Origin of the sequence: Vibrio sp. V04_P4A5T148 (genome assembly GCF_963875605.1) — a bacterium.
Classification (GTDB): Bacteria; Pseudomonadota; Gammaproteobacteria; order Enterobacterales; family Vibrionaceae; genus Vibrio; species Vibrio anguillarum.
This window is the reverse complement of record NZ_CAWNMS010000091.1, coordinates 75,341-95,366: the sequence shown is the minus strand read 5'-3', so window position 1 is coordinate 95,366 and position 20,026 is coordinate 75,341. Positions and strand designations below refer to the sequence as shown.

At 46.2% G+C, this 20,026-nt stretch carries 22 protein-coding genes; 18 read left to right on the top strand and 4 right to left on the bottom strand.

From position 1 onward, the window contains the following. Position 1 precedes the first annotated feature (1 nt). From fliJ to flhB, 10 genes are all read left to right on the top strand, one after another. Entirely contained in the window at positions 2 to 454 is a 453-nt protein-coding gene (fliJ, locus tag AACT18_RS16795) for a flagellar export protein FliJ (protein ID WP_010318709.1), read from the top strand. Between the two features lie 172 nt (positions 455 to 626). Further along, entirely contained in the window at positions 627 to 2,678 is a 2,052-nt protein-coding gene (locus tag AACT18_RS16790) for a flagellar hook-length control protein FliK (RefSeq protein ID WP_094124706.1), read from the top strand. A gap of 33 nt (positions 2,679 to 2,711) precedes the next feature. Continuing rightward, positions 2,712 to 3,209 (top strand): flagellar basal body-associated protein FliL, encoded by a 498-nt coding sequence (gene fliL / locus AACT18_RS16785; protein WP_013856316.1) that lies wholly within the window; start codon positions 2,712 to 2,714, stop codon positions 3,207 to 3,209. Positions 3,210 to 3,216: 7 nt separating this feature from the next. After that, positions 3,217 to 4,269, top strand: a complete 1,053-nt coding sequence (fliM, locus tag AACT18_RS16780; RefSeq protein ID WP_013856317.1) for a flagellar motor switch protein FliM — start codon at positions 3,217 to 3,219, stop codon at positions 4,267 to 4,269. Positions 4,270 to 4,286: 17 nt separating this feature from the next. Then, positions 4,287 to 4,697: a flagellar motor switch protein FliN gene (gene fliN, locus AACT18_RS16775; protein WP_010318705.1), complete on the top strand. Its 411-nt coding sequence runs from the start codon at positions 4,287 to 4,289 to the stop codon at positions 4,695 to 4,697. Between the two features lie 33 nt (positions 4,698 to 4,730). Beyond that, on the top strand, positions 4,731 to 5,111 hold the full coding sequence (gene fliO, locus AACT18_RS16770) for a flagellar biosynthetic protein FliO (RefSeq protein WP_013856319.1): 381 nt from the start codon (positions 4,731 to 4,733) through the stop codon (positions 5,109 to 5,111). Between the two features lie 46 nt (positions 5,112 to 5,157). Further along, positions 5,158 to 5,997 (top strand): flagellar type III secretion system pore protein FliP, encoded by an 840-nt coding sequence (gene fliP, locus AACT18_RS16765; protein WP_094124705.1) that lies wholly within the window; start codon positions 5,158 to 5,160, stop codon positions 5,995 to 5,997. Between the two features lie 11 nt (positions 5,998 to 6,008). Continuing rightward, positions 6,009 to 6,278, top strand: coding sequence for a flagellar biosynthesis protein FliQ (fliQ, locus tag AACT18_RS16760; protein WP_013856321.1), 270 nt, complete (start codon positions 6,009 to 6,011; stop codon positions 6,276 to 6,278). Between the two features lie 8 nt (positions 6,279 to 6,286). Beyond that, on the top strand, positions 6,287 to 7,069 hold the full coding sequence (fliR, locus tag AACT18_RS16755) for a flagellar biosynthetic protein FliR (RefSeq protein WP_019281593.1): 783 nt from the start codon (positions 6,287 to 6,289) through the stop codon (positions 7,067 to 7,069). 9 nt (positions 7,070 to 7,078) lie between these two features. Continuing rightward, on the top strand, positions 7,079 to 8,209 hold the full coding sequence (gene flhB, locus AACT18_RS16750) for a flagellar biosynthesis protein FlhB (RefSeq protein ID WP_013856323.1): 1,131 nt from the start codon (positions 7,079 to 7,081) through the stop codon (positions 8,207 to 8,209). 56 nt (positions 8,210 to 8,265) lie between these two features. Here the strand turns inward: flhB and smrB are convergent, their stop codons facing one another. After that, entirely contained in the window at positions 8,266 to 8,796 is a 531-nt protein-coding gene (gene smrB, locus AACT18_RS16745) for an endonuclease SmrB (protein WP_013856324.1), read from the bottom strand. Between the two features lie 63 nt (positions 8,797 to 8,859). On the opposite strand from smrB, the gene prmB reads away from it, so the two are divergent. After that, positions 8,860 to 9,792: a 50S ribosomal protein L3 N(5)-glutamine methyltransferase gene (prmB, locus tag AACT18_RS16740; RefSeq protein WP_013856325.1), complete on the top strand. Its 933-nt coding sequence runs from the start codon at positions 8,860 to 8,862 to the stop codon at positions 9,790 to 9,792. Positions 9,793 to 9,975: 183 nt separating this feature from the next. Further along, positions 9,976 to 11,061, top strand: coding sequence for a chorismate synthase (aroC, locus tag AACT18_RS16735; protein ID WP_026028357.1), 1,086 nt, complete (start codon positions 9,976 to 9,978; stop codon positions 11,059 to 11,061). Positions 11,062 to 11,227: 166 nt separating this feature from the next. Here the strand turns inward: aroC and AACT18_RS16730 are convergent, their stop codons facing one another. Beyond that, on the bottom strand, positions 11,228 to 11,851 hold the full coding sequence (locus AACT18_RS16730) for a trimeric intracellular cation channel family protein (RefSeq protein WP_026027295.1): 624 nt from the start codon (positions 11,849 to 11,851) through the stop codon (positions 11,228 to 11,230). A 234-nt stretch (positions 11,852 to 12,085) separates the two neighbouring features. On the opposite strand from AACT18_RS16730, the gene AACT18_RS16725 reads away from it, so the two are divergent. The 3 genes from AACT18_RS16725 to AACT18_RS16715 all read left to right on the top strand — a co-directional run bounded on the left by AACT18_RS16725 (position 12,086) and on the right by AACT18_RS16715 (position 13,554). Next, positions 12,086 to 12,616, top strand: a complete 531-nt coding sequence (locus tag AACT18_RS16725; RefSeq protein WP_088729041.1) for an elongation factor P hydroxylase — start codon at positions 12,086 to 12,088, stop codon at positions 12,614 to 12,616. A 32-nt stretch (positions 12,617 to 12,648) separates the two neighbouring features. Then, a complete protein-coding gene (locus AACT18_RS16720; protein ID WP_013856329.1) occupies positions 12,649 to 12,912 on the top strand; it encodes a YfcL family protein in 264 nt (87 codons plus the stop codon). Positions 12,913 to 13,029: 117 nt separating this feature from the next. Beyond that, positions 13,030 to 13,554, top strand: a complete 525-nt coding sequence (locus AACT18_RS16715) for an NADPH-dependent FMN reductase (protein ID WP_026027294.1) — start codon at positions 13,030 to 13,032, stop codon at positions 13,552 to 13,554. Between the two features lie 114 nt (positions 13,555 to 13,668). Here the strand turns inward: AACT18_RS16715 and mnmC are convergent, their stop codons facing one another. Beyond that, positions 13,669 to 15,696, bottom strand: a complete 2,028-nt coding sequence (gene mnmC / locus AACT18_RS16710) for a bifunctional tRNA (5-methylaminomethyl-2-thiouridine)(34)-methyltransferase MnmD/FAD-dependent 5-carboxymethylaminomethyl-2-thiouridine(34) oxidoreductase MnmC (RefSeq protein ID WP_094124704.1) — start codon at positions 15,694 to 15,696, stop codon at positions 13,669 to 13,671. A gap of 127 nt (positions 15,697 to 15,823) precedes the next feature. Between mnmC and fabB the strand changes: the two genes are divergently transcribed. The 3 genes from fabB (at position 15,824) to AACT18_RS16695 (ending at position 19,404) form a co-directional block, all read left to right on the top strand. Beyond that, positions 15,824 to 17,035, top strand: a complete 1,212-nt coding sequence (fabB, locus tag AACT18_RS16705; RefSeq protein ID WP_013856332.1) for a beta-ketoacyl-ACP synthase I — start codon at positions 15,824 to 15,826, stop codon at positions 17,033 to 17,035. 226 nt (positions 17,036 to 17,261) lie between these two features. Next, the gene (locus tag AACT18_RS16700) at positions 17,262 to 18,407 is read left to right on the top strand and encodes a 4-phosphoerythronate dehydrogenase (protein ID WP_026028062.1); all 1,146 of its coding nucleotides are present in this window, start codon (positions 17,262 to 17,264) and stop codon (positions 18,405 to 18,407) included. Then, positions 18,391 to 19,404, top strand: coding sequence for an aspartate-semialdehyde dehydrogenase (locus tag AACT18_RS16695; protein WP_013856334.1), 1,014 nt, complete (start codon positions 18,391 to 18,393; stop codon positions 19,402 to 19,404). Before AACT18_RS16700 ends, AACT18_RS16695 begins: the two co-directional genes overlap by 17 nt. A gap of 106 nt (positions 19,405 to 19,510) precedes the next feature. Here the strand turns inward: AACT18_RS16695 and fcrX are convergent, their stop codons facing one another. Then, on the bottom strand, positions 19,511 to 19,960 hold the full coding sequence (gene fcrX / locus AACT18_RS16690; protein ID WP_010318689.1) for a ferric iron uptake transcriptional regulator FcrX: 450 nt from the start codon (positions 19,958 to 19,960) through the stop codon (positions 19,511 to 19,513). Positions 19,961 to 20,026: the final 66 nt, after the last annotated feature.

Here is a 20,026-nt window from a genome sequence, read left to right as displayed (position 1 = left end):
GATGGATAACGCACTCGAGTTTCTGCTTGACCAAGCCAAAGACAAAGAAGAAAAAGCCGTGATGGCGTTATCTAAATCGCGTGATGAGTTAGAGAGTTATTACAAGCAGTTAGCGCAGATTGAACAATACCGACTGGATTATTGTCAGCAGCTTATGGAGCGCGGCATGTCGGGTTTGACGGCGAGCCAATATGGACACTTAAACCGATTTCTTACCCAGTTAGATGAAACCCTTGTCAAACAAAGAGATGCAGAACAACACTTCAAAAATCAGGTAGAGAACTGCCAAGAGCATTGGATGGAAGTGAGAAAACAGCGACGCTCTTACGAATGGCTCATTGAAAAAAAACAGATAGAAGCGCAACGTCTGCAAGATAAACGAGAGCAGAAGCAGATGGATGAGTTTTCTACACTGCTCTTTAGCAGGCAACGTTCTAATCAACACAAGTTTTAAGCAACATAAGTTTTAATCAAAATAAGTTTTAAGTCACTGACGCCTCAAGTCGTCAACGTGTTCAATAAGATGGGTGTCATACTTTCTTATCGATATTGAAGGCTTGGCTCATTTCTTGCTTCTGACTAATCACGGAGTTCATTAGGTTAATCCACTGCGCCATCGTCAACAAATGATGAAACATGGCTTACTGGCCAATAATGAATCCGCGTCATCCTCTGTTTTTAGTGCGAGCATCATGGATATGAATGTAAATATTACAACACCATCCGACACCTCTAAAATGGCCAGCGTGAGTAAAGCAGGCTCTGATGCGGTGAGTGAAGGTTCTGAATCTCAAGGTTTTTTTGAAAAACTGACCGCCCTCATTATGGGTCGTAGCACTGAATCTTCGGCAGAAACCGACTTTAAGGCGCTGGATGAGGGAGCTGTGCTCACCGATGACGTAGCAGCCCAAAGTAGCGATGCCTTGTTAGATAAAGAACTTGGTGAGGCATTGAGTGAAGAGGCCGATGTTGATACCGTGCAAACAAAATCACCCCCTTCAGCAGAGGTTGATGACTCCGCTCTTCAGCTGAAAACTGCACAGGTTATGAGCGATGGCGATGAAATCCTTGGCCGTTTAAATAGCGCCAATCAAGCACTTGCTGACCAAAACGGCAAAACCTTGCCACAAAACACTCATCCGGTAGACGTGCAAATCGACGACAACGCAGGTGACTCCTCGGATCAAGTGGAGCAAAAAGCGCCAGCGGCTGCGCAAATATCAGCACAGGATGCATTCGCTAAACCCACTACTGAACCAGTAGCACCGACGTCAGTGAATGAGCAAGCTCCATTATCTGATCAGCACATCACGGAACAAGATGCAGAGCGTGTGCTGCCTATTCAGCAGGACAAAGAGCGTTTGATTGCTGCGGAAGGTTCACCTACGGCATCAAGCTTAAACGCAGAGACTGAAGAGAATGGTGAACTCATCCTGCCGGAATCAGTCCGAAAATTCATTCAGCCGCCTCAAGATACAAAGTCAGTGCAAGCAAGCGCTTTGTCGCAAGCGATAGAAGATGAGGCCACTTTACTTGCCACAACTGAAGTTGGCGATGCAGCAGTTAACGCGGTGGAAAAAAGTGACAACGCCATGCCCATAGAGCCATCACCTTTGGTTGAAGCGCAAGCACTTGATTCACAATTGACGACAAATTTAGCAGAGGGCAAGCTACCACTTTCCCCATCCCCATCGGCGAATACACCTCAAACCGATTCGGAAAATGATCTACAAGGGCTGCCCACAGAGGCGTTATTGACTGTCGCTGCCATTCCTTGGGCGAACACAGTTATTGCCGAAGGGCAAGCATTACCTCTAGATGTGGCACAAAGTGAAACGGTCCTCAAGGGTAAAAATACGCCGGTTTCATTAGCCCATTCTGTTCAGCAAGCCTTAGCTCAGCAACAATCTCAAACCATGCAGGCTGCCGTGGCGGCAGACAAAGCCGCACTAGCATCGTCACCTCTTGTGACAGCAAGCAATGAGTTATCCAATGTACAAATACAACAGTTAGCGAGTGCGGCCGCGATACCAGCTGCAACCCATGCTGAATTTCCACTCAACCCCGCGCTATTCAAAGCCGGATTAGGCGCGAAAGCGTTATCGGGTGTGAATGATGCAGGGTCGGCTCAAGAGCAAAAAGAGGGCACATTAACGCAGCAGCTTTCGAGTGCTTTGGGGCAACATGGTTTGAACGCGACGCAGAGCCGTGCTGACAACTTGCAAGCCGCGCAACAGCCTCCTTTGTTGCTTAACCGAGAAATGGCCAGTGAGCAAATGGCGGAACGGCTGCAAATGATGATGTCGAAAAACCTTAAACATGTCGATATTCGCTTAGATCCACCGGAATTGGGGCGTTTACAAATTCGTATGAATATGAATGGTGATCATACGACGGTTCATTTTACGGTCGCTAACCATCAAGCACGTGATGTGATTGAACAATCTATGCCAAGGCTACGAGAAATGTTGGCACAACAAGGTGTGCAGTTGGGTGAGACCTCTGTCCAACAACAGAGCGCTGGTCAGCAACAAGCGCGCTACACTGCCGACGGGGATGCCCAATCTGGTCAATTAGCGCGCAACGGAAGCTATTTAGACGAAGAAAACCTTGATACAGACGTCAAACTTGATTTGAATGTCGCATCAAAGCGTGATGGAATCAGTTATTACGCTTAAACTAATATTAAAAATAACGACATAGAGAACATTATGGCCGATGAAGAGTTAGGCGCGGAAGCCCCCAAAGGGAAGAAAAAACTGCTGATTATCATTATTGCTGCCGTAGTGTTACTGCTTGGTGGTGGTGCAGCTTTCTTTTTGATGAGCGGAGATGAGGGTGAAGCCACGAGTGAGCAAGCCCCCGCAGCGCAGCAAGCTTTGCCAACGGATCCTGTGGCTTACGTTAATATTGCACAGCCGTTTGTGTTTAACGTCACGGGTGATAAGAAAGATCGTTTGGTGCAAATCAAAGTACAGTTGATGGTGCGGGGTTCTGAAAATGAAAGCCTTGCACGTTACCATTCACCTTTAGTGGAAAGCTCTTTACTGGCCACTTTTGCGTCTGCCACTGTGGAACAGCTTCGTAGCCCTACCGGGCGAATTGAGCTGAGAGATAAGGCGACCGATGACATTAAAGCGGCACTCACTAAAGCGGTTGGGCAACCTGTGATCGAAAAAGTGTTGTTTACTGATTTTGTAATGCAGTAGGTGAGAAGTGACTGATTTATTAAGCCAAGACGAAATTGATGCCCTGCTTCATGGTGTAGACAGTGTTGATGAGGCGGAAGACGATGACGATGTTGCCGATAAATCGGCGATTAACTTTGACTTCTCTTCACAAGACCGTATCGTCCGTGGGCGCATGCCTACGCTGGAGCTTATCAACGAACGTTTTGCTCGTCACATGCGTATTAGTTTGTTCAACATGCTGCGTAAAACGGCTGAAGTGTCGATCAACGGCGTACAGATGATGAAGTTTGGTGAATACCAAAATACGCTTTATGTTCCGACTAGTTTGAACATGGTGCGTTTTCGTCCGTTAAAAGGGACCGCGTTGGTCACGATGGAAGCGCGTTTAGTCTTCATTTTGGTGGAAAACTTTTTTGGTGGCGATGGCCGTTTCCACGCTCGAATTGAAGGGCGCGAATTTACGCCAACAGAACGTCGTGTCATTCAATTACTGTTAAAAATTGTTTTCGGTGACTACAAAGAAGCTTGGTCACCGGTGATGGGCGTTGAGTTTGAATATTTGGATTCAGAAGTGAACCCAAGTATGGCTAACATCGTTAGCCCAACGGAAGTGATCGTAGTGAGCTCGTTTCATATCGAAGTCGATGGCGGCGGCGGCGATTTCCACGTGGTCATGCCTTATTCGATGGTTGAACCCATTCGTGAGTTACTCGATGCGGGTGTCCAGTCGGATAAAATGGAAACTGATGTGCGTTGGAGTTCTGCACTGCGCGAAGAGATCATGGATGTACCCGTCAATTTCCGAGTCAATTTATTAGAACAAGACATTTCATTGCGTGACTTAATGGATCTACAAGTAGGCGATATCATCCCAATTAAAATGCCCAAAAACGCAACGATGTTTGTTGAAGAGCTGCCTACTTACCGAGTGAAAATGGGCCGCTCTGGTGAAAAACTGGCGGTTCAAGTCTCTGAAAAAATTAAACGCCCTGATGTAGTAAAAACGGATCTCGCCTTTTTAGGCAAAGACATCATGTCTGAATTTGAAGATGATGACGAAGAAGATAACGAAGAATAATAGAGTAGGTAACGAAGATGGAACCAAGTGACGACCAAAGATTGGCAGACGAATGGGCAGCCGCATTAGGGGAAGACCCGTCCGCGCCTAGTATTGATGTAGATGAAATTCTGGCCGCGCCTCTTGATGAATTGAAAGACACTTCACCACCGATCACCGAAGATGAGCGCCGCAAACTTGATACGATCATGGACATTCCGGTGACCATTTCGATGGAAGTGGGACGTTCGAAGATCAGCATTCGTAACTTACTGCAATTGAACCAAGGCTCGGTGGTTGAGCTTGATCGCATCGCGGGTGAGTCATTGGATGTGATGGTGAACGGAACCTTGATTGCTCATGGAGAAGTGGTAGTGGTTAACGATAAATTCGGTATTCGTTTAACCGATGTAATCAGCCAGACTGAGCGTATTAAAAAGCTGCGTTAGCATAACGTCAGTTTACGAAAAAGAAGTATTTGGATGAAAAAACTGATCGGTTTATTGCTCTGTTCAAGCCAGGCGATGGCAGCGCCGAATGATCACTTAGATTTAGCGACCACTTTCGGGTCGCTTTTGTTCGTTATTGCGCTAATTCTCTTTTTGGCTTGGGTGTTAAAACGCATGCGAGTGCCCACGTTCGGTAATCAAAAAGGGCTGAGCATTGTACGTCAACTGCCCGTGGGTACTAAAGAGCGTATCGTTATTGTGCAAGCGGGAGAAGAACAATTTCTCGTCGGAGTCACGTCACAATCCGTCCAATTGATCGCAAAATTAGATGCCCCACTCAAACAGGAGGAGGCTGAGGTCAGTCCGTTTGCCGGTCAACTGACTCAGCTGCTAAAGAAAAATGACAAGAAATAGTCGCACGGCCTCATTGGGTTACCTTGGTCATCTATGGCATCTTTCTATGTTGCTGGTGGCATTATTGTTTACCCCGTTTGCGTTTTCAGAGCAAGAGTTAGCCACACCAATTCCTTCCAGCGCCGTAGGCGCAGAAACGGTGACAGTAACGGCGATGAATAAAGACAGTGGCGCCTCTAAAACGATAGCCGCTGGTAGCGTCAGTGGTGGTGGCGGTATTCCAGCATTTACCATGACGACCAATTCAGATGGCAGTCAAGATTACTCGATCAATCTACAAATTTTAGCCTTGATGACCATGTTGGGTTTTTTGCCTGCCATGGTCATTTTGATGACTTCCTTTACACGTATCGTGATTGTGATGTCGATCTTGCGCCAGGCAATGGGCCTGCAACAAACGCCGTCAAACCAAGTAATTATCGGCATCGCTATTTTTCTCACTTTTTTCATTATGTCACCAGTCATCAACGCCATTAATGAGCAAGCTGTGCAGCCATATCTCAATGAGCAGATGACGGCGCGTCAAGCGTTTGATACGGCTCAAGAGCCACTAAAAGCTTTCATGCTGAAACAGACGCGAGTCAAAGATTTAGAAACCTTTGTTGAGATATCGGGCTCTGACGCAACCAATCCTGAAGATGTCTCGATGGCGGTGCTGATCCCTGCGTTCATCACCTCGGAGCTAAAAACGGCGTTTCAAATCGGCTTTATGCTCTTTTTACCCTTTTTAATCATTGATTTAGTGGTGGCGTCTGTTTTGATGGCGATGGGTATGATGATGCTTTCGCCGATGATCGTCTCGCTGCCTTTTAAACTCATGCTGTTTGTACTAGTGGATGGATGGAACTTGATCCTCTCAACGCTAGCCGGCAGTTTTGCTTTATAGCGGGGGCGCGAATGACTCCTGAAGTCTTTGTTGAGCTGTTTCGAGACGCACTGTGGATGGTGCTTATCATGGTGTGCGCCATCATCATCCCGAGTTTGTTGATTGGCTTAGTGGTCGCCATTTTCCAAGCCGCGACCTCAATTAACGAACAGACGTTGAGCTTTTTACCGCGTCTCATTGTGACGTTACTGGCACTGATGTTCTTTGCCCATTGGATGACGCAGATGTTGATGGAGTATTTCTTCTCTATCGTTGAACGGCTACCACAGGTGCTGTACTAGGAGCTTGAATGGAGTACCCAACAAGCCTCGTTTTAGAGTGGATTGCTAGCTATTTTTGGCCCTACACTCGTATTTCCGCCATGCTGATGGTGATGTCAGTCACTGGGGCCCGCTTTGTTCCGACCCGAGTGCGGCTCTACTTAGGTTTGGCGATTACCTTCGCCGTGATGCCCGCGATTCCTGCCGTTTCAGAGACCGTTGAACTACTTTCATTTAAAGGTTTTTTGACCACCTTTGAGCAGATTATTATTGGCGTTGCAATGGGCATGATCACCCAGTTTATAATCCAAACCTTTGTTATGCTTGGCCAAATATTGGGTATGCAAGCCAGCTTAGGTTTTGCTTCAATGGTCGACCCCGTAAACGGACAAAACACCCCTCTGCTTGGTCAACTGTTTATGTTTTTAGCGACCTTGTTCTTCTTAGCAACCGATGGTCATTTAAAGATGATCCAACTGGTGGTATTTAGTTTTAAAACCTTGCCTATTGGCGATGGGGCATTAACGACCGTGGATTTTCGTGAGCTTGCATTGTGGCTGGGAATTATGTTTAAAGTGGCGCTGAGTATGTCTCTTTCTGGCATCATTGCGCTATTAACCGTCAACTTATCATTTGGTGTGATGACTCGTGCAGCCCCTCAGCTCAACATTTTCTCGTTAGGTTTTGCGTTTGCGCTTTTGGTCGGCTTGTTACTCTGTTGGTATATTTTAGGCGGCCTGTATAGTCACTACGAACTATTCTGGTTAGAAGGCGAGCAACAAATTTGTCGCCTTATCCGTATTAACTGTTAGGAGGCGCGTTTGGCAGAGTCAGACGGTCAAGAACGTACCGAAGACGCCACGCCCAAGCGATTGGACGAGGCGCGAAAAAAAGGTCAGGTCGCTCGTTCAAAAGAGTTAGCGTCCGTTTCGGTACTGGTGGTGGGTGCGATTGCATTGATGTGGTTTGGCGAATCGTTAGCCCGAGCTTTATACGCTTTGATGGGTCGAATCTTCAACTTAAGCCGAGAAGAAGTGTTTGATCTCGGAAAGTTGTTTGATATTGCGGCTGGCTCTCTTGCGACCCTGATATTGCCACTCTCGCTTATCTTAATCACGTTATTTATTGCTGCATTAATTGGCGCGGCTGGCATTGGTGGAATTAACTTTTCTGTCGAAGCTGCGATGCCAAAGCCCTCCAAAATGAACCCGCTCAGTGGCTTAAAACGTATGTTCGGTTTGCAAAGTTGGGTTGAGTTATTTAAGTCCATTTTAAAAGTACTGCTTGTTTCTGGCGTTGCTTTTTATCTGATCAATGCATCGAAAGAAGATCTATTTCAACTGAGCATGGATGTCTATCCACAAAATATTTTCCATGCGCTCGATATCTTACTCAACTTCGTGTTGCTGATCAGTTGTTCTTTATTGGTCGTGGTCGCCATCGATATCCCATTCCAAATCTGGCAGCACGCTGACCAATTAAAAATGACCAAGCAAGAAGTAAAAGACGAATACAAAGATACGGAAGGAAAACCTGAGGTTAAAGGCCGAATTCGGATGTTGCAGCGTGAAGCGGCCCAGCGGCGGATGATGGCGGAAGTGCCACAAGCGGATGTAATCATCACCAACCCAGAACACTTCTCAGTTGCGCTGCGCTATAAACAAAATACGGATAAAGCACCGATTGTGGTGGCTAAAGGCGTCGATCACATGGCGATGAAAATTCGTGAAGTAGCACGTGCGCATGATATACACATCATCCCCGCACCGCCTTTGGCTCGAGCGCTTTATCACACAACCGATCTTGAGCAGGAGATCCCCGACGGGCTTTTCGTGGCGGTTGCGCAGGTACTGGCTTATGTCTTTCAGCTTAAGCAGTATCGTAAACGCGGTGGCCAAAGACCCAAACTCGATGAGAATAACATGCCGATTCCACCGGATTTACGACATTAATCCTCATCGTTATGCTGGAGCAAAAGCGTTGATGCTGAAGTTAGCGTCAGTTTAAATCACTTATCAGGAATAGAAAGCAGCACCAATACCGCGCCATGCCCGCCAAATTCAAGGGGGGCTTGATGAAATGCCATCACATCAGGATGTTGAGCGAGCCAGAGAGGAACTTTTTGTTTGAGAATGTGTTTACCGATCCCATGTTGGACACAAGCGCAGTGAATATTTTCTTTCACACAATAAGCAACCATCGCCCCGAGCTCTCGTTTCGCTTCTTGCTGTGTCATGCCGTGCATATCCAAAAACACATCCGGCACATAGACGCCACGTCTTAACCGTTTAACTTCATATTTCGACACATCATCACGAGCATAGCGCGTCGGGCCTTCATCGCTGAGTTTTGGTATAAACTCATCGGAAAAATAAAATTCGGTATCGCTGGCTTCCCGCGCAATACGGCGGATTTCTTTTTGTTTGGGGTTTCTGTTTGGCGGCTGGATTATGGTATCCTGTCGCAACTTTTTAACGCCCTTTACTGCATCCCGAAACAAGTCGAAAGCGTCATCGTGTTCGGTCTCTTTTTGGCTCATTGGGTTTGGTCATTTTCTAACAGATCGATATTGGCAGTATTGTAGCGCTTTTCGGAGGCAATTTTGGATAAGATTTTTGTAGAAGAGGCGGTTTCTGAACTTCACACGCTTCAAGATATGATTCGTTGGACGGTCAGCCGTTTTAATGCCGCCAACTTATTTTATGGTCATGGGACCGATAATGCGTGGGATGAAGCCGTTCAGCTAATCCTACCGACACTCTATCTTCCGATTGATGTTCCTCCGCATGTACTGAATTCTCGTTTAACAGGCAGCGAACGTCTGCGTATTGTTGAACGGGTGATTAAGCGCATTAATGAACGTACTCCTATCGCCTATTTAACCAATAAAGCCTGGTTCTGTGGCCTTGAGTTTTATGTGGATGAGCGAGTACTGGTGCCACGTTCACCGATTGGCGAATTGATTGAAGCGCAGTTCCAACCTTGGTTGATCGACGAGCCTGTACGCATTATGGATTTGTGTACTGGCAGCGGTTGCATCGCCATTGCGTGCGCCCACGCTTTCCCTGATGCTGAAGTGGATGCGATTGATATCTCAACCGACGCACTGCAAGTGGCAGAGCAAAATATTCAAGATCACGGTATGGAGCAACAAGTTTTCCCGATCCGTTCCGATCTATTCCGTGATTTGCCAAAAGAGAAATATGACCTAATCGTGTCGAATCCACCGTATGTGGATCAAGAAGATATGAATAGTTTGCCCAAAGAGTTCAAACACGAACCAGAACTCGGCTTAGCCGCTGGTACCGATGGTTTGAAATTGGTGCGTCGTATTTTGGCCAATGCGGCGGGGTACCTCACTGATAACGGTATTTTGATCTGTGAAGTGGGCAATTCGATGGTGCATATGATGAACCAATACGACCACATTCCGTTTACTTGGCTTGAGTTTGAAAATGGTGGGCATGGCGTATTCATGCTAACTCGCCAGCAGTTGGTTGATTGCGCTAGCGACTTTGCGCTTTATATCGACTAATGCCGTACGCATAAAAAAACGCCAGCCACAGTGCTGGCGTTTTTTTATCCATTAGAAAAATACACATTGCTTTATTTTGGGGCTTTACATCATTTCGTAATAAAGCCACTATGAATCCACGAACAATAGAATGAAGCGGTGATAGGGAGCATGTCGCTCTGTGTCATCAATATTGAGGAAGTAATGGCAGGAAACAGTATCGGACAACATTTTCGGGTGATGACATTCGGAGAAAGTCACGGTATCGCACTAGGATGTATCGTCGACGGATGCCCTCCGGGCTTAGAAATTACAGAAGCTGACTTACAGATAGACCTAGATCGTCGCCGTCCTGGCACATCTCGCTATACAACGCAGCGCCGTGAAGCGGATGAAGTCAAAATTCTTTCTGGTGTATTTGAGGGGAAAACCACAGGTACATCGATTGGTCTATTAATTGAAAATACCGACCAACGTTCAACCGATTATTCAGACATTAAAGACAAGTTTCGCCCCGGTCATGCCGATTATACCTACCATCAAAAATATGGCATTCGCGACTATCGTGGTGGTGGCCGTTCATCAGCACGTGAGACAGCGATGCGAGTGGCAGCGGGAGCCATTGCGAAGAAATATCTCAAACAAGAATTTGGGGTTGAAATTCGCGCTTACTTGTCACAAATGGGTGATGTTTGTATCGATAAAGTGGATTGGAATGAAATTGAGAATAACGCCTTTTTCTGTCCAGATGCAGACAAAGTGGCGGCATTCGACCAACTGATCCGTGATTTGAAAAAAGAAGGTGATTCGATCGGTGCAAAGATTCAAGTTGTCGCGACAAACCTGCCTGTTGGTTTAGGTGAGCCGGTATTTGATCGTCTAGATGCGGATATTGCGCACGCTTTGATGAGCATTAATGCGGTGAAAGGGGTTGAGATTGGTGACGGTTTTGATGTCGTGCAGCAAAAAGGCAGCCAGCATCGAGATCCTCTAACACCGAACGGCTTTCGCTCAAATCATGCCGGCGGTATTTTAGGCGGTATTTCGACTGGGCAAGATATTGTTGCCAGTATTGCGCTTAAACCCACGTCAAGTATTACAGTACCTGGCGATACCATTACTCGCACGGGTGAACCCACACAACTTATCACGAAAGGTCGCCATGATCCTTGCGTTGGTATTCGCGCTGTGCCCATTGCCGAAGCAATGCTGGCGATTGTGTTGATGGACCACTTACTTCGTCATCGCGGGCAGAATTTTGCGGTTCAAACCGAAACGCCTAAAATCTAATCCAGCATAACCGAATTAAAATGAAAAGCGCCCTTCTTGTTAGGGCGCTTTTGTTTTAAGCAATTTTCTGTTTGACCAATTTCCGCGGCTGAATGAATTTTTTATCGAAACAAGTCAGCTAACTAACTAAATATCTAACATCGGAATATCTAACATCGGATTGTGGTTAATGAATCTGATTTTCAGCATCAAGCTGGAAAGAAGGCAAACGCCATTTAAAACGCACTGCCGCCATACGCAATAAATAACCCACAATAAGCGTTACTATCGTGCTGGTGACATCATTGATGCCGAATGCGAGTAAGGTTAAATAAAGCCCTGAAGCGACTAATGAAACCGAAGCGTAGAGTTCTTCATGCAGTACCAGTGGCGTTTGTCTGCAGATTAAATCGCGTAATAACCCACCAAACACCCCAGTGACCAACGCAGAAACCATACAAATGCCGGGATGCAAACCCATGCCCATTGCGACTTTTGTGCCTATGATACTGAACACAATTAGCCCCAATGCATCTAAACGAATGAACAACCCTTTGAGTTTGATTACCCATTTAGCTAAGCCAGTGGTGAGAACGCCTGCGATACAGGTAATGGCTAAAAACTCCGGATTCTTCACCCAACCTAGCGGATAATGGCCGAGTAAAATATCCCTCACCGTACCGCCTCCAATCGCAGTGGCACTCGCTACTAACATCACACCGAACCAATCCATTTTTCGACGGCCTGCACTCAATGCGCCAGTCATCGCTTCGGCAGTAATACCAATAATATATAAAACACTGAGCAACATAATGCGGTACTCCGACAGCACTTCCTTAGGTATATAAGAACCGAGAAAGCGGTTGAACTTAAAAATGGAGGCGCAAGTGTAGTAGTAAAGTCAGGCGATGGCGAATGAGATTTTATGCCAAGAAACCGTTTGACCGATTAATAAAACTAATGAAGTGGGGCGATTGAATGGCTTTACCTGACTACAGAAAAATAAGAGAATGCGTTGAGAAATTTTTGCCTGCATGACTGAGCGATGACACATCACTACCAAGACTTGATCTCCCTGTTCAATGACACTTTTTTTGAGCCATTCAATACGCGTTTAGAGCTCGGTGGTGATGAGCCGATTTACTTGCCTGCTGATGCGCAAATCAATCATCACCGCATCATTTTCGCACGGGGATTTTTTGCCTCGGCACTGCACGAAATCGCGCATTGGTGCGTCGCCGGCCCTGAACGGCGATTGATGGAAGATTTTGGCTATTGGTATCAACCAGACGGGCGAACCGCGCAAGTCCAAGCCGAATTTGAAAAAGTAGAGGTTCGCCCTCAAGCGTATGAGTGGATTTTATCGGTCAGTGCTGGCTTTCCTTTTACTGTAAGTTGTGACAACCTACACGGCGATTTTGAACCAGACCGCATCGCCTTTATGACTCAGGTACATCGTGAGGTAGTCGCTATCTTACAGGTTGGGCTTCCACCCCGAGTGAAGATGCTGTCAGATGCATTACGTGCTTTTTATGGTACGACAGAATTAAGGCTAGAGCACTTTATTATCAGGTAACTAGCTAAATAATAAGAGAAAATGAGAGTTGTATGATTATTGGATTTGAAGAAAAACTGCTGGAAATGATTGATGCACGTATTGCGACGGCATCGGACGATGAATTGTTTGCGGGTGGTTATTTGCGAGGTCATATTTCTTTGTCTGCAGCCGCGTGTGAAGATGAAGGAATTGACGATCTATCTCTGTTTAAAGCACGAATTGAGCAAAGCCTAGAGCAAGCGCGCACAGAGCTTACGCCTGCCGACCGCGTGATTGTGTTCGATTTATGGACCGAGCTTCACAACCAAGCTTAAGATGAGCACACTTAACTCATTCGAATTCTTTGAATGAGTCCGTAAAATTTTTATGGTTGTTGTTAATTTGTGCGATCGCTATGCTTAAGCCATATTCGGACACACAAGGGCAACACCATGAAAGTCATCGCATTTGGAGCATCAAACAGCTCAACTTCAATCAATAAAGCATTGGCCACTTACACCGCTCACCTCATTGAAGGTGCAGACGTGGTGGTGCTTGATATTAACAACTATACCGTTCCTATGTTTAGCGAAGATCTTGAAAAAGAGCTTGGTCAAGCCGAAGGTGCTCAAGCTTTTCTGCGTGACCTTGCTCAAGCGGATGCGTTTGTTATCTCTTTTGCTGAGCATAATGGTCACTACCCAGCGGCGTACAAAAATTTATTTGACTGGGCAACACGCATTGACCGTGAACTATTCAAAGGTAAACCTGCTGTTTACCTAGCCAGCTCTCCTGGTCCTGGTGGCGCGCAATCGGTTTTGGCGGCGGCAAATAATTCTGCTCCTTATTTTGGTGGTAATGTAAAAGCGTCTGTCTCGGTACCGAGTTTTTATGACAATTTTGACTTGGCCACGGGTCAAGTGACTAACCCAGAAGTGGCGGCACAATTGAAAGACGCGGTTGCGAAGCTCGTATAGTTTTCTTGTCTCGTTTTAAGTTCGTCTCACGTTAAGTTTCACGCCTTTTCGCGTGAAAAAGTGAGCATTAAAAAAGCCTTGCTGGATAAGCAAGGCTTTTTTCTATGATGGGTTTTATCGAGGAGTACGTTCGGTGATGGCTTTGCCTTTTTTGAGTTTTCTCACCCACATTCGACTTGGATGAAGCGTTTCGAGTACATCAACAGCAAGTGGTAGCGGATCGCCATTCATTTGTGAAGCCAGCAACTCAGCCATTAATGGCGCAGAACTTAGTCCTCGCGATCCTAGCCCGAGCATGCAGTACAAATGAGGATAGTGAGCCACAGATGGAGTCTGTTGCGGATCTTGGTACGTTAACGGCTGGTAGTCGAGTTTGATCTGTTCAAAGTTGCCCACATTCCCGACAAACGGCAAATGATCGCGGCTGACACAGCGAACGCCTTGGCGAGATTGATTGCTAGATGTATCGACTTGCTGTGTCCAGTTTTGGTCGTTAATACAACGGGTTAAGCGTTGTCCATTCTCTTGCTGCGCCGCCGCATCGAATGCTTGGTTGATTTGACTTCGGTCATAGCTTGCGCCAATGCAGTGCTGTTGACTGTTGGGGTTGTGCGGTGTCATATAGCCGTCGTAACACAACACGCTGCTCAGCTTTTGCAATGTTTCTGAGGTTGGAATATGGCTCACTTGTCCTTTCACTTTTCCAAGTGGCAACGCTTGAGTTTGCTCGAAATGGTCAAATTGATGACCGTTTGCAATGACCACACACTGATGGTGCTTTTCGCTACCATTAACACTTAATGTCCACTGCCGCTGTATTTCATCCCAGCGCAAAGACTCCACCTCGTGATTGAAATAGGCGTTGAATCGCTCACTTTGGCTTAATTGGTCAAACAGGCCTTGTGTCAGTTGAGCAGGGCAAAGCCATCCTCCGAGTGGGTAATGTAAGCTGACCATGTCAGTCGGTAAGCCGACGTTTTGTAACGTTGCTTGTTGATCGCAGTAGTGCATTAGCTGAGGGTTAAATTTCCCTTCAAGCATCGCCATCTGTTTTTGGGTCGATTTTTCATCCCACATCAATTGGGTCACACCACACCAATCATGATCAAAAGGGACGGTTTGCGCCATTTGCTCAACAAATTGCCGAGCAAACAGAAAAGCGGGCGCAAAAACACGCGATACACCACTGTGGTCTTTATTCAGCAGTGGGTAAACCGCACCTTGTCGGTTACCTGAAGCACCTTGAGCGGCTTTATCATCAGCGCAATACAGGCTGACATTGATACCGCGGCGATTGAGCATTTTAGCTAATGTGGCACTGGCAATGCCGCCACCGATGATCGCCACGTCGGTAACATTGGTCGTCGGCGCAATCGCAAACCAAGGTTTTATATTGCTGTACGGCGTTTTGTGTTCCAGTTGACCAGCAATCATCTCTCTTTTGGTGCCAAAGCCTTTCACTTTTTTCATCGAAAAGCCTGCTTCTATCAATCCGCGTCGTACAAAACCTGCGGCGGTAAAAGTGGCGCACGTGGCTTTGTGTTTCGCCAGTTTGGCCATATTCTCAAACAGCGTTTGATTCCACATTTCAGGGTTTTTACTGGGAGCAAAACCATCCAAAAACCATGCGTCTACCACGCCTTGCTCAGTCGTGGGAACTTGCGGCATACACTCTTTGATATCACCGAACCAAAGATCAAGGGTAATGGCGCCATCATCAAGAACAATGCGATGACATTCTGGTACTGCAATCGGGTAGTGTTGTTGAAGCTTTTTCGCATAAGTCGCTAATTCAGGCCACGCTTGGTGCGCTGTTATCAAGTCGTGTTTATTGAGCGGATATTTTTCAAAACTGATAAAATGCAGCGCTTGCAATGGCGCATTTGGGTTTTGTTGCCTAAACGCATCAAATTCTTGCCATACAGCGAGAAAATTTAACCCAGTGCCAAACCCCGTTTCGGCAATGACGAATCGTTTTTGGTCATATTGGTGCCATCTTTGTGGTATATGATTTTGGGAAAGAAACACGTAACGCGTCTCTTCTAGGCCGTTAACGTTGGAAAAGTAAACGTCATCGAATTGGTCGGAAACGGGTGTGCCCGCTTCATTCCAACCCAGTGTTGCGTTGGTTATGCTGGTCATAATGGTGTAATTCTGTGAAATCGGGCGATATATAGCTCGAGATTGTACGAATTTCTGGGAAAGCTGACCACTTTTGTTATTCTTCTTAGTTATTATCTAAGCGAATTTTGAATTATAGGAATGTCACATGAAACGAGTCGTAATCACCGGTATGGGTATTGTTTCAAGTATCGGTAACAACGTCGAAGAAGTTTTAGCGTCTCTAAAAGCAGGCAAATCAGGTATTACCGCTTCTGAGCAGTTCAAAGAGAACGGTTTACGCTCTCAAGTGTGGGGTAGCCTGAAAATGAACCCTGCTGACCATATTGATCGCAAACAGATGCGTTTTATGGGTGATGCGGCCGCGTTTGCATACCTATCAATGGAACAAGCGATTGCCGATTCAGGTTTAGCACCAGAGCAGGTCTCTAATGACCGCACTGGTATTGTGGCTGGTTCTGGCGGTGCGTCGTCGTATAACCAAGTTATTGCTGTCGACACATTGCGCACAAAAGGCGTGAAGCGCGTTGGTCCTTACATGGTTCCACGTACTATGTCTTCGACTGTTTCAGCCTGTCTTGCTACGCCATTTAAAATCCGTGGCGTCAACTACACCATGAGCTCCGCTTGTGCGACGTCGGCTCACTGTATTGGTCACGCAATGGAACTTATCCAATTGGGTAAGCAAGATGTTGTGTTTGCAGGTGGTGGTGAAGAGCTCGATTGGTCTTTAACTATGATGTTTGATGCAATGGGTGCGTTGTCAACTAAGTACAACGAAACACCAGAAAAAGCGTCACGTACTTACGATGCTGACCGCGATGGTTTCGTGATTTCAGGCGGCGGCGGCATGGTTGTGGTTGAAGAGCTTGAGCATGCACTGGCTCGCGGCGCAAAAATTTACGGTGAAATCGTCGGTTACGGTGCGACATCCGATGGCTACGACATGGTGGCTCCATCAGGTGAAGGCGCTGTGCGTTGCATGAAGATGGCAATGCAAGCGGTAGATAGTGTGGATTATGTCAATACACATGGTACTTCCACACCTGTCGGTGATGTAAAAGAGTTGGGTGCCATTCAAGAAGTGTTCGCTGGCAACAGCCCAGCTATCTCGGCAACAAAAGCAATGACTGGCCACGCATTGGGTGCGGCAGGTGTGCATGAAGCCATCTACTCTACCTTGATGCTTCACCACGGCTTTATCGCGCCAAGCATCAACATTGACAATTTAGATCCAGCGGCTGATGGCCTTGATATTGTGACCGAAATGCGCGAGCAAGAGCTAACCACTGTGATGTCTAACAGCTTTGGTTTTGGCGGTACGAACGCGACGCTAGTGATCAAAAAGTATCAAGGCTAATGAGCCTACACACCTCTAATAAAAAGGTTTCCAGAGCGGGTCAGCTTAGCTGATCGAACAGACGCAGACTCTGTCCCATGGAGAGCGGGACGGGATCCTTTTGTTCTGGGTTTTTGCCCGGTTTCCGTGAGGAGCCGGGCATTTTTATGGAAAGCGGGATTTCTTCTCGACAGTCTGTGCGCTTTTCTGCACAATTCCTTCAATTTCGAAAATTGTGAACTCCGCTATGAAAATCCTTATTGATGAAAACATGCCTTATGCTGAATCGTTATTTAGCCAGCTTGGTGAGGTGGTGTTGAAACCCGGTAGAAGCTTAACAGCTGATGATCTTATCGACGTTGACGCCTTGATGATTCGTTCTGTTACGAAAGTAAATCAAGCACTATTAGCGAAAGCCAATAAATTAAAGTTTGTTGGTACGGCGACGGCAGGTATGGACCACGTTGATCAAGCGCTTTTGGCTGAAAGAGGCATCTTTTTTACTGCCGCACCGGGGTGTAATAAGGTGGGAGTGGCTGAGTATGTTTTCAGTGTATTGATGGTGTTAGCACAGCAGCATGGTTTTTCTGCCTTAGAGAAAACCGTTGGCATTATTGGTGCTGGTCAAGTCGGCAGCTATTTAGCCGAGTGTTTAGCGGGGATTGGCATTAATGTGCTGCTCAACGATCCCCCAAAACAAGCACAAGGTGATTGCCGCGAGTTTACTCATCTTGATGTTTTACTTGATAAAGCGGATGTCATTACGCTGCATACACCCATTACTAAAAGTGGTGAATGGCCAACTCATCACTTGATTGATGAAGTTCGACTTGCCCAGTTGCGCAGTGATCAGATCTTGATCAACGCGGCTCGTGGCCCTGTGGTGGATAACCAAGCGCTGAAACAACGCCTACAGAAAAATGATGGTTTTATTGCCGCTTTAGACGTGTTTGAATTTGAACCTGAAGTGGATATGGAACTGCTGCCTTTGCTCGCCTTTGCGACGCCGCATGTGGCTGGCTATGGGTTAGAAGGTAAAGCCCGAGGCACGACCATGATTTTCAATAGTTTTTGTGAGTATCTTGGCGATGACCATTGCGCGAATGCCAGTAGTTTATTACCCGAGACTCCCATTGCCAAAGTGTATTTATCACGCGGTTGGGATGAGGAAACATTACACAGTTTAACCCAATTGATTTATGACGTACGCAAAGATGACGCCTTGTTTCGCCGTGAAATTGGCAAACCAGGTGCTTTTGATCAAATGCGTAAACTTTATTGGGATAGAAGAGAATATAGCGCGATGACTGTCGTCGGTAGTGAGTCGTGTGATCTCACTCCCTTAGCTAAATTAGGTTTTAAAACAGAGGTAACAAATGAGCCAAGAATTTAATATCGCTATTTTAGGAGCAACCGGCGCGGTTGGTGAAACCATGCTTGAAGTGCTCAAAGATCGCAAATTCCCCGTTGGTGAACTTTACCTACTTGCCAGTGAGCGTAGTGAAGGTAAATTCTACCGCTTCAATGGTAAGACCATACAAGTACAAAATGTTGAAGATTTCGATTGGTCACAAGTTCAGATTGCACTGTTTTCCGCTGGTGGTGAATTGTCCGCAAAATGGGCACCTATTGCCACAGAAGAAGGCGTGGTAGTCATCGATAACACCTCACATTTCCGCTATGAGTACGATATCCCACTTGTTGTGCCTGAAGTGAACCCTGAAGCGATTGCGGATTTCCGTAACCGCAATATTATTGCGAACCCAAACTGCTCAACCATCCAAATGTTGGTGGCGTTAAAGCCGATTCACGACGCTGTGGGTATCGAGCGAATTAACGTATCAACTTATCAGTCCGTATCAGGAGCTGGGAAGTCAGGCATTGATGAGTTGGCGGGACAAACCGCAAGGCTGTTAAACGGTGTTTCGGCCGATCCTGATGTGTTTAGCCAGCAAATTGCGTTTAACTGCATCCCACAAATCGACCAGTTTATGGATAATGGCTACACCAAGGAAGAGATGAAAATGGTGTGGGAAACGCAAAAAATATTCAATGACTCAACCATTATGGTCAACCCAACTTGTGTACGCGTGCCAGTTTTTTACGGCCATGCTGAGTCACTGCATATTGAAACACGCTTACCGATTGATGCTGAGCAAGTTATTGAGTTATTAGAGAAAACTGAAGGTATTGAAGTATTCAGCGGGAATGATTTCCCCACGCAAGTTCGCGATGCGGGAGGGAAGGATACGGTTCTTGTAGGGCGTATTCGCAACGATATCAGTCACCACAGTGGCATTAACATGTGGGTAGTGGCAGATAACGTGAGAAAAGGCGCTGCAACAAATGCGGTACAAATTGCGGAAGTGTTGATTCGAGATTATTTCTAATTCATACCTAAGTAAAAAGGCACTCCTTTCTCTTTACACAAAAAAGCCGAGTGATTGATTCACCCGGCTTTTTTATTATCGTCCAGCTCAAGGCTGAGAATGATGGCTATCTTTTTGACTTGTGCGCGTTAGGGTTCTGCTTGCAACTGCCGTCGGCACATTTACCATATAGATAAAGACTGTGATTGGTGAGCTGTACATTATATTGCTCGGCAATCTCTCTTTGGCGTTGTTCGATCACCTCATCTGAAAACTCAATCACTTCACCACAATCTAAGCACACTAAGTGGTCGTGGTGGTGTTGTGTTGAAAGTTCAAAAACGGATTTTCCACCTTCAAAATGGTGACGAGTGACAATACCCGCATCATCAAATTGGTTTAATACTCGATAAACAGTCGCAAGACCGATTTCTTCACCAAGATCAATCAATTTCTTATACAGTTCTTCAGCGCTGATATGTTGGCATTCAGGCTGCTGTAGTACTTCTAAAATTTTTAGCCTAGGAAGGGTAACTTTAAGACCTGCATCCTTGAGCGCTTGGTTATTATCTGACATACACTTTCCTGTTGATGATCTGCAGCAGTTAACAGAATTCATAATTGCGATCATTATAGGGGAGTC

What these genes read in the sequence shown, in the direction of transcription:
- fliJ (WP_010318709.1), top strand. Translation starts at nt 2, where the DNA reads ATGGATAACGCACTCGAGTTTCTGCTTGACCAAGCCAAAGACAAAGAA.
- AACT18_RS16790 (WP_094124706.1), top strand. Translation starts at nt 627, where the DNA reads ATGATGAAACATGGCTTACTGGCCAATAATGAATCCGCGTCATCCTCT.
- fliL (WP_013856316.1), top strand. Translation starts at nt 2,712, where the DNA reads ATGGCCGATGAAGAGTTAGGCGCGGAAGCCCCCAAAGGGAAGAAAAAA.
- fliN (WP_010318705.1), top strand. Translation starts at nt 4,287, where the DNA reads ATGGAACCAAGTGACGACCAAAGATTGGCAGACGAATGGGCAGCCGCA.
- fliO (WP_013856319.1), top strand. Translation starts at nt 4,731, where the DNA reads ATGAAAAAACTGATCGGTTTATTGCTCTGTTCAAGCCAGGCGATGGCA.
- fliP (WP_094124705.1), top strand. Translation starts at nt 5,158, where the DNA reads ATGTTGCTGGTGGCATTATTGTTTACCCCGTTTGCGTTTTCAGAGCAA.
- fliQ (WP_013856321.1), top strand. Translation starts at nt 6,009, where the DNA reads ATGACTCCTGAAGTCTTTGTTGAGCTGTTTCGAGACGCACTGTGGATG.
- fliR (WP_019281593.1), top strand. Translation starts at nt 6,287, where the DNA reads ATGGAGTACCCAACAAGCCTCGTTTTAGAGTGGATTGCTAGCTATTTT.
- smrB (WP_013856324.1), bottom strand. Translation starts at nt 8,796, where the DNA reads ATGAGCCAAAAAGAGACCGAACACGATGACGCTTTCGACTTGTTTCGG.
- aroC (WP_026028357.1), top strand. Translation starts at nt 9,976, where the DNA reads ATGGCAGGAAACAGTATCGGACAACATTTTCGGGTGATGACATTCGGA.
- AACT18_RS16730 (WP_026027295.1), bottom strand. Translation starts at nt 11,851, where the DNA reads ATGTTGCTCAGTGTTTTATATATTATTGGTATTACTGCCGAAGCGATG.
- AACT18_RS16725 (WP_088729041.1), top strand. Translation starts at nt 12,086, where the DNA reads ATGACACATCACTACCAAGACTTGATCTCCCTGTTCAATGACACTTTT.
- AACT18_RS16720 (WP_013856329.1), top strand. Translation starts at nt 12,649, where the DNA reads ATGATTATTGGATTTGAAGAAAAACTGCTGGAAATGATTGATGCACGT.
- AACT18_RS16715 (WP_026027294.1), top strand. Translation starts at nt 13,030, where the DNA reads ATGAAAGTCATCGCATTTGGAGCATCAAACAGCTCAACTTCAATCAAT.
- mnmC (WP_094124704.1), bottom strand. Translation starts at nt 15,696, where the DNA reads ATGACCAGCATAACCAACGCAACACTGGGTTGGAATGAAGCGGGCACA.
- fabB (WP_013856332.1), top strand. Translation starts at nt 15,824, where the DNA reads ATGAAACGAGTCGTAATCACCGGTATGGGTATTGTTTCAAGTATCGGT.
- AACT18_RS16700 (WP_026028062.1), top strand. Translation starts at nt 17,262, where the DNA reads ATGAAAATCCTTATTGATGAAAACATGCCTTATGCTGAATCGTTATTT.
- AACT18_RS16695 (WP_013856334.1), top strand. Translation starts at nt 18,391, where the DNA reads ATGAGCCAAGAATTTAATATCGCTATTTTAGGAGCAACCGGCGCGGTT.
- fcrX (WP_010318689.1), bottom strand. Translation starts at nt 19,960, where the DNA reads ATGTCAGATAATAACCAAGCGCTCAAGGATGCAGGTCTTAAAGTTACC.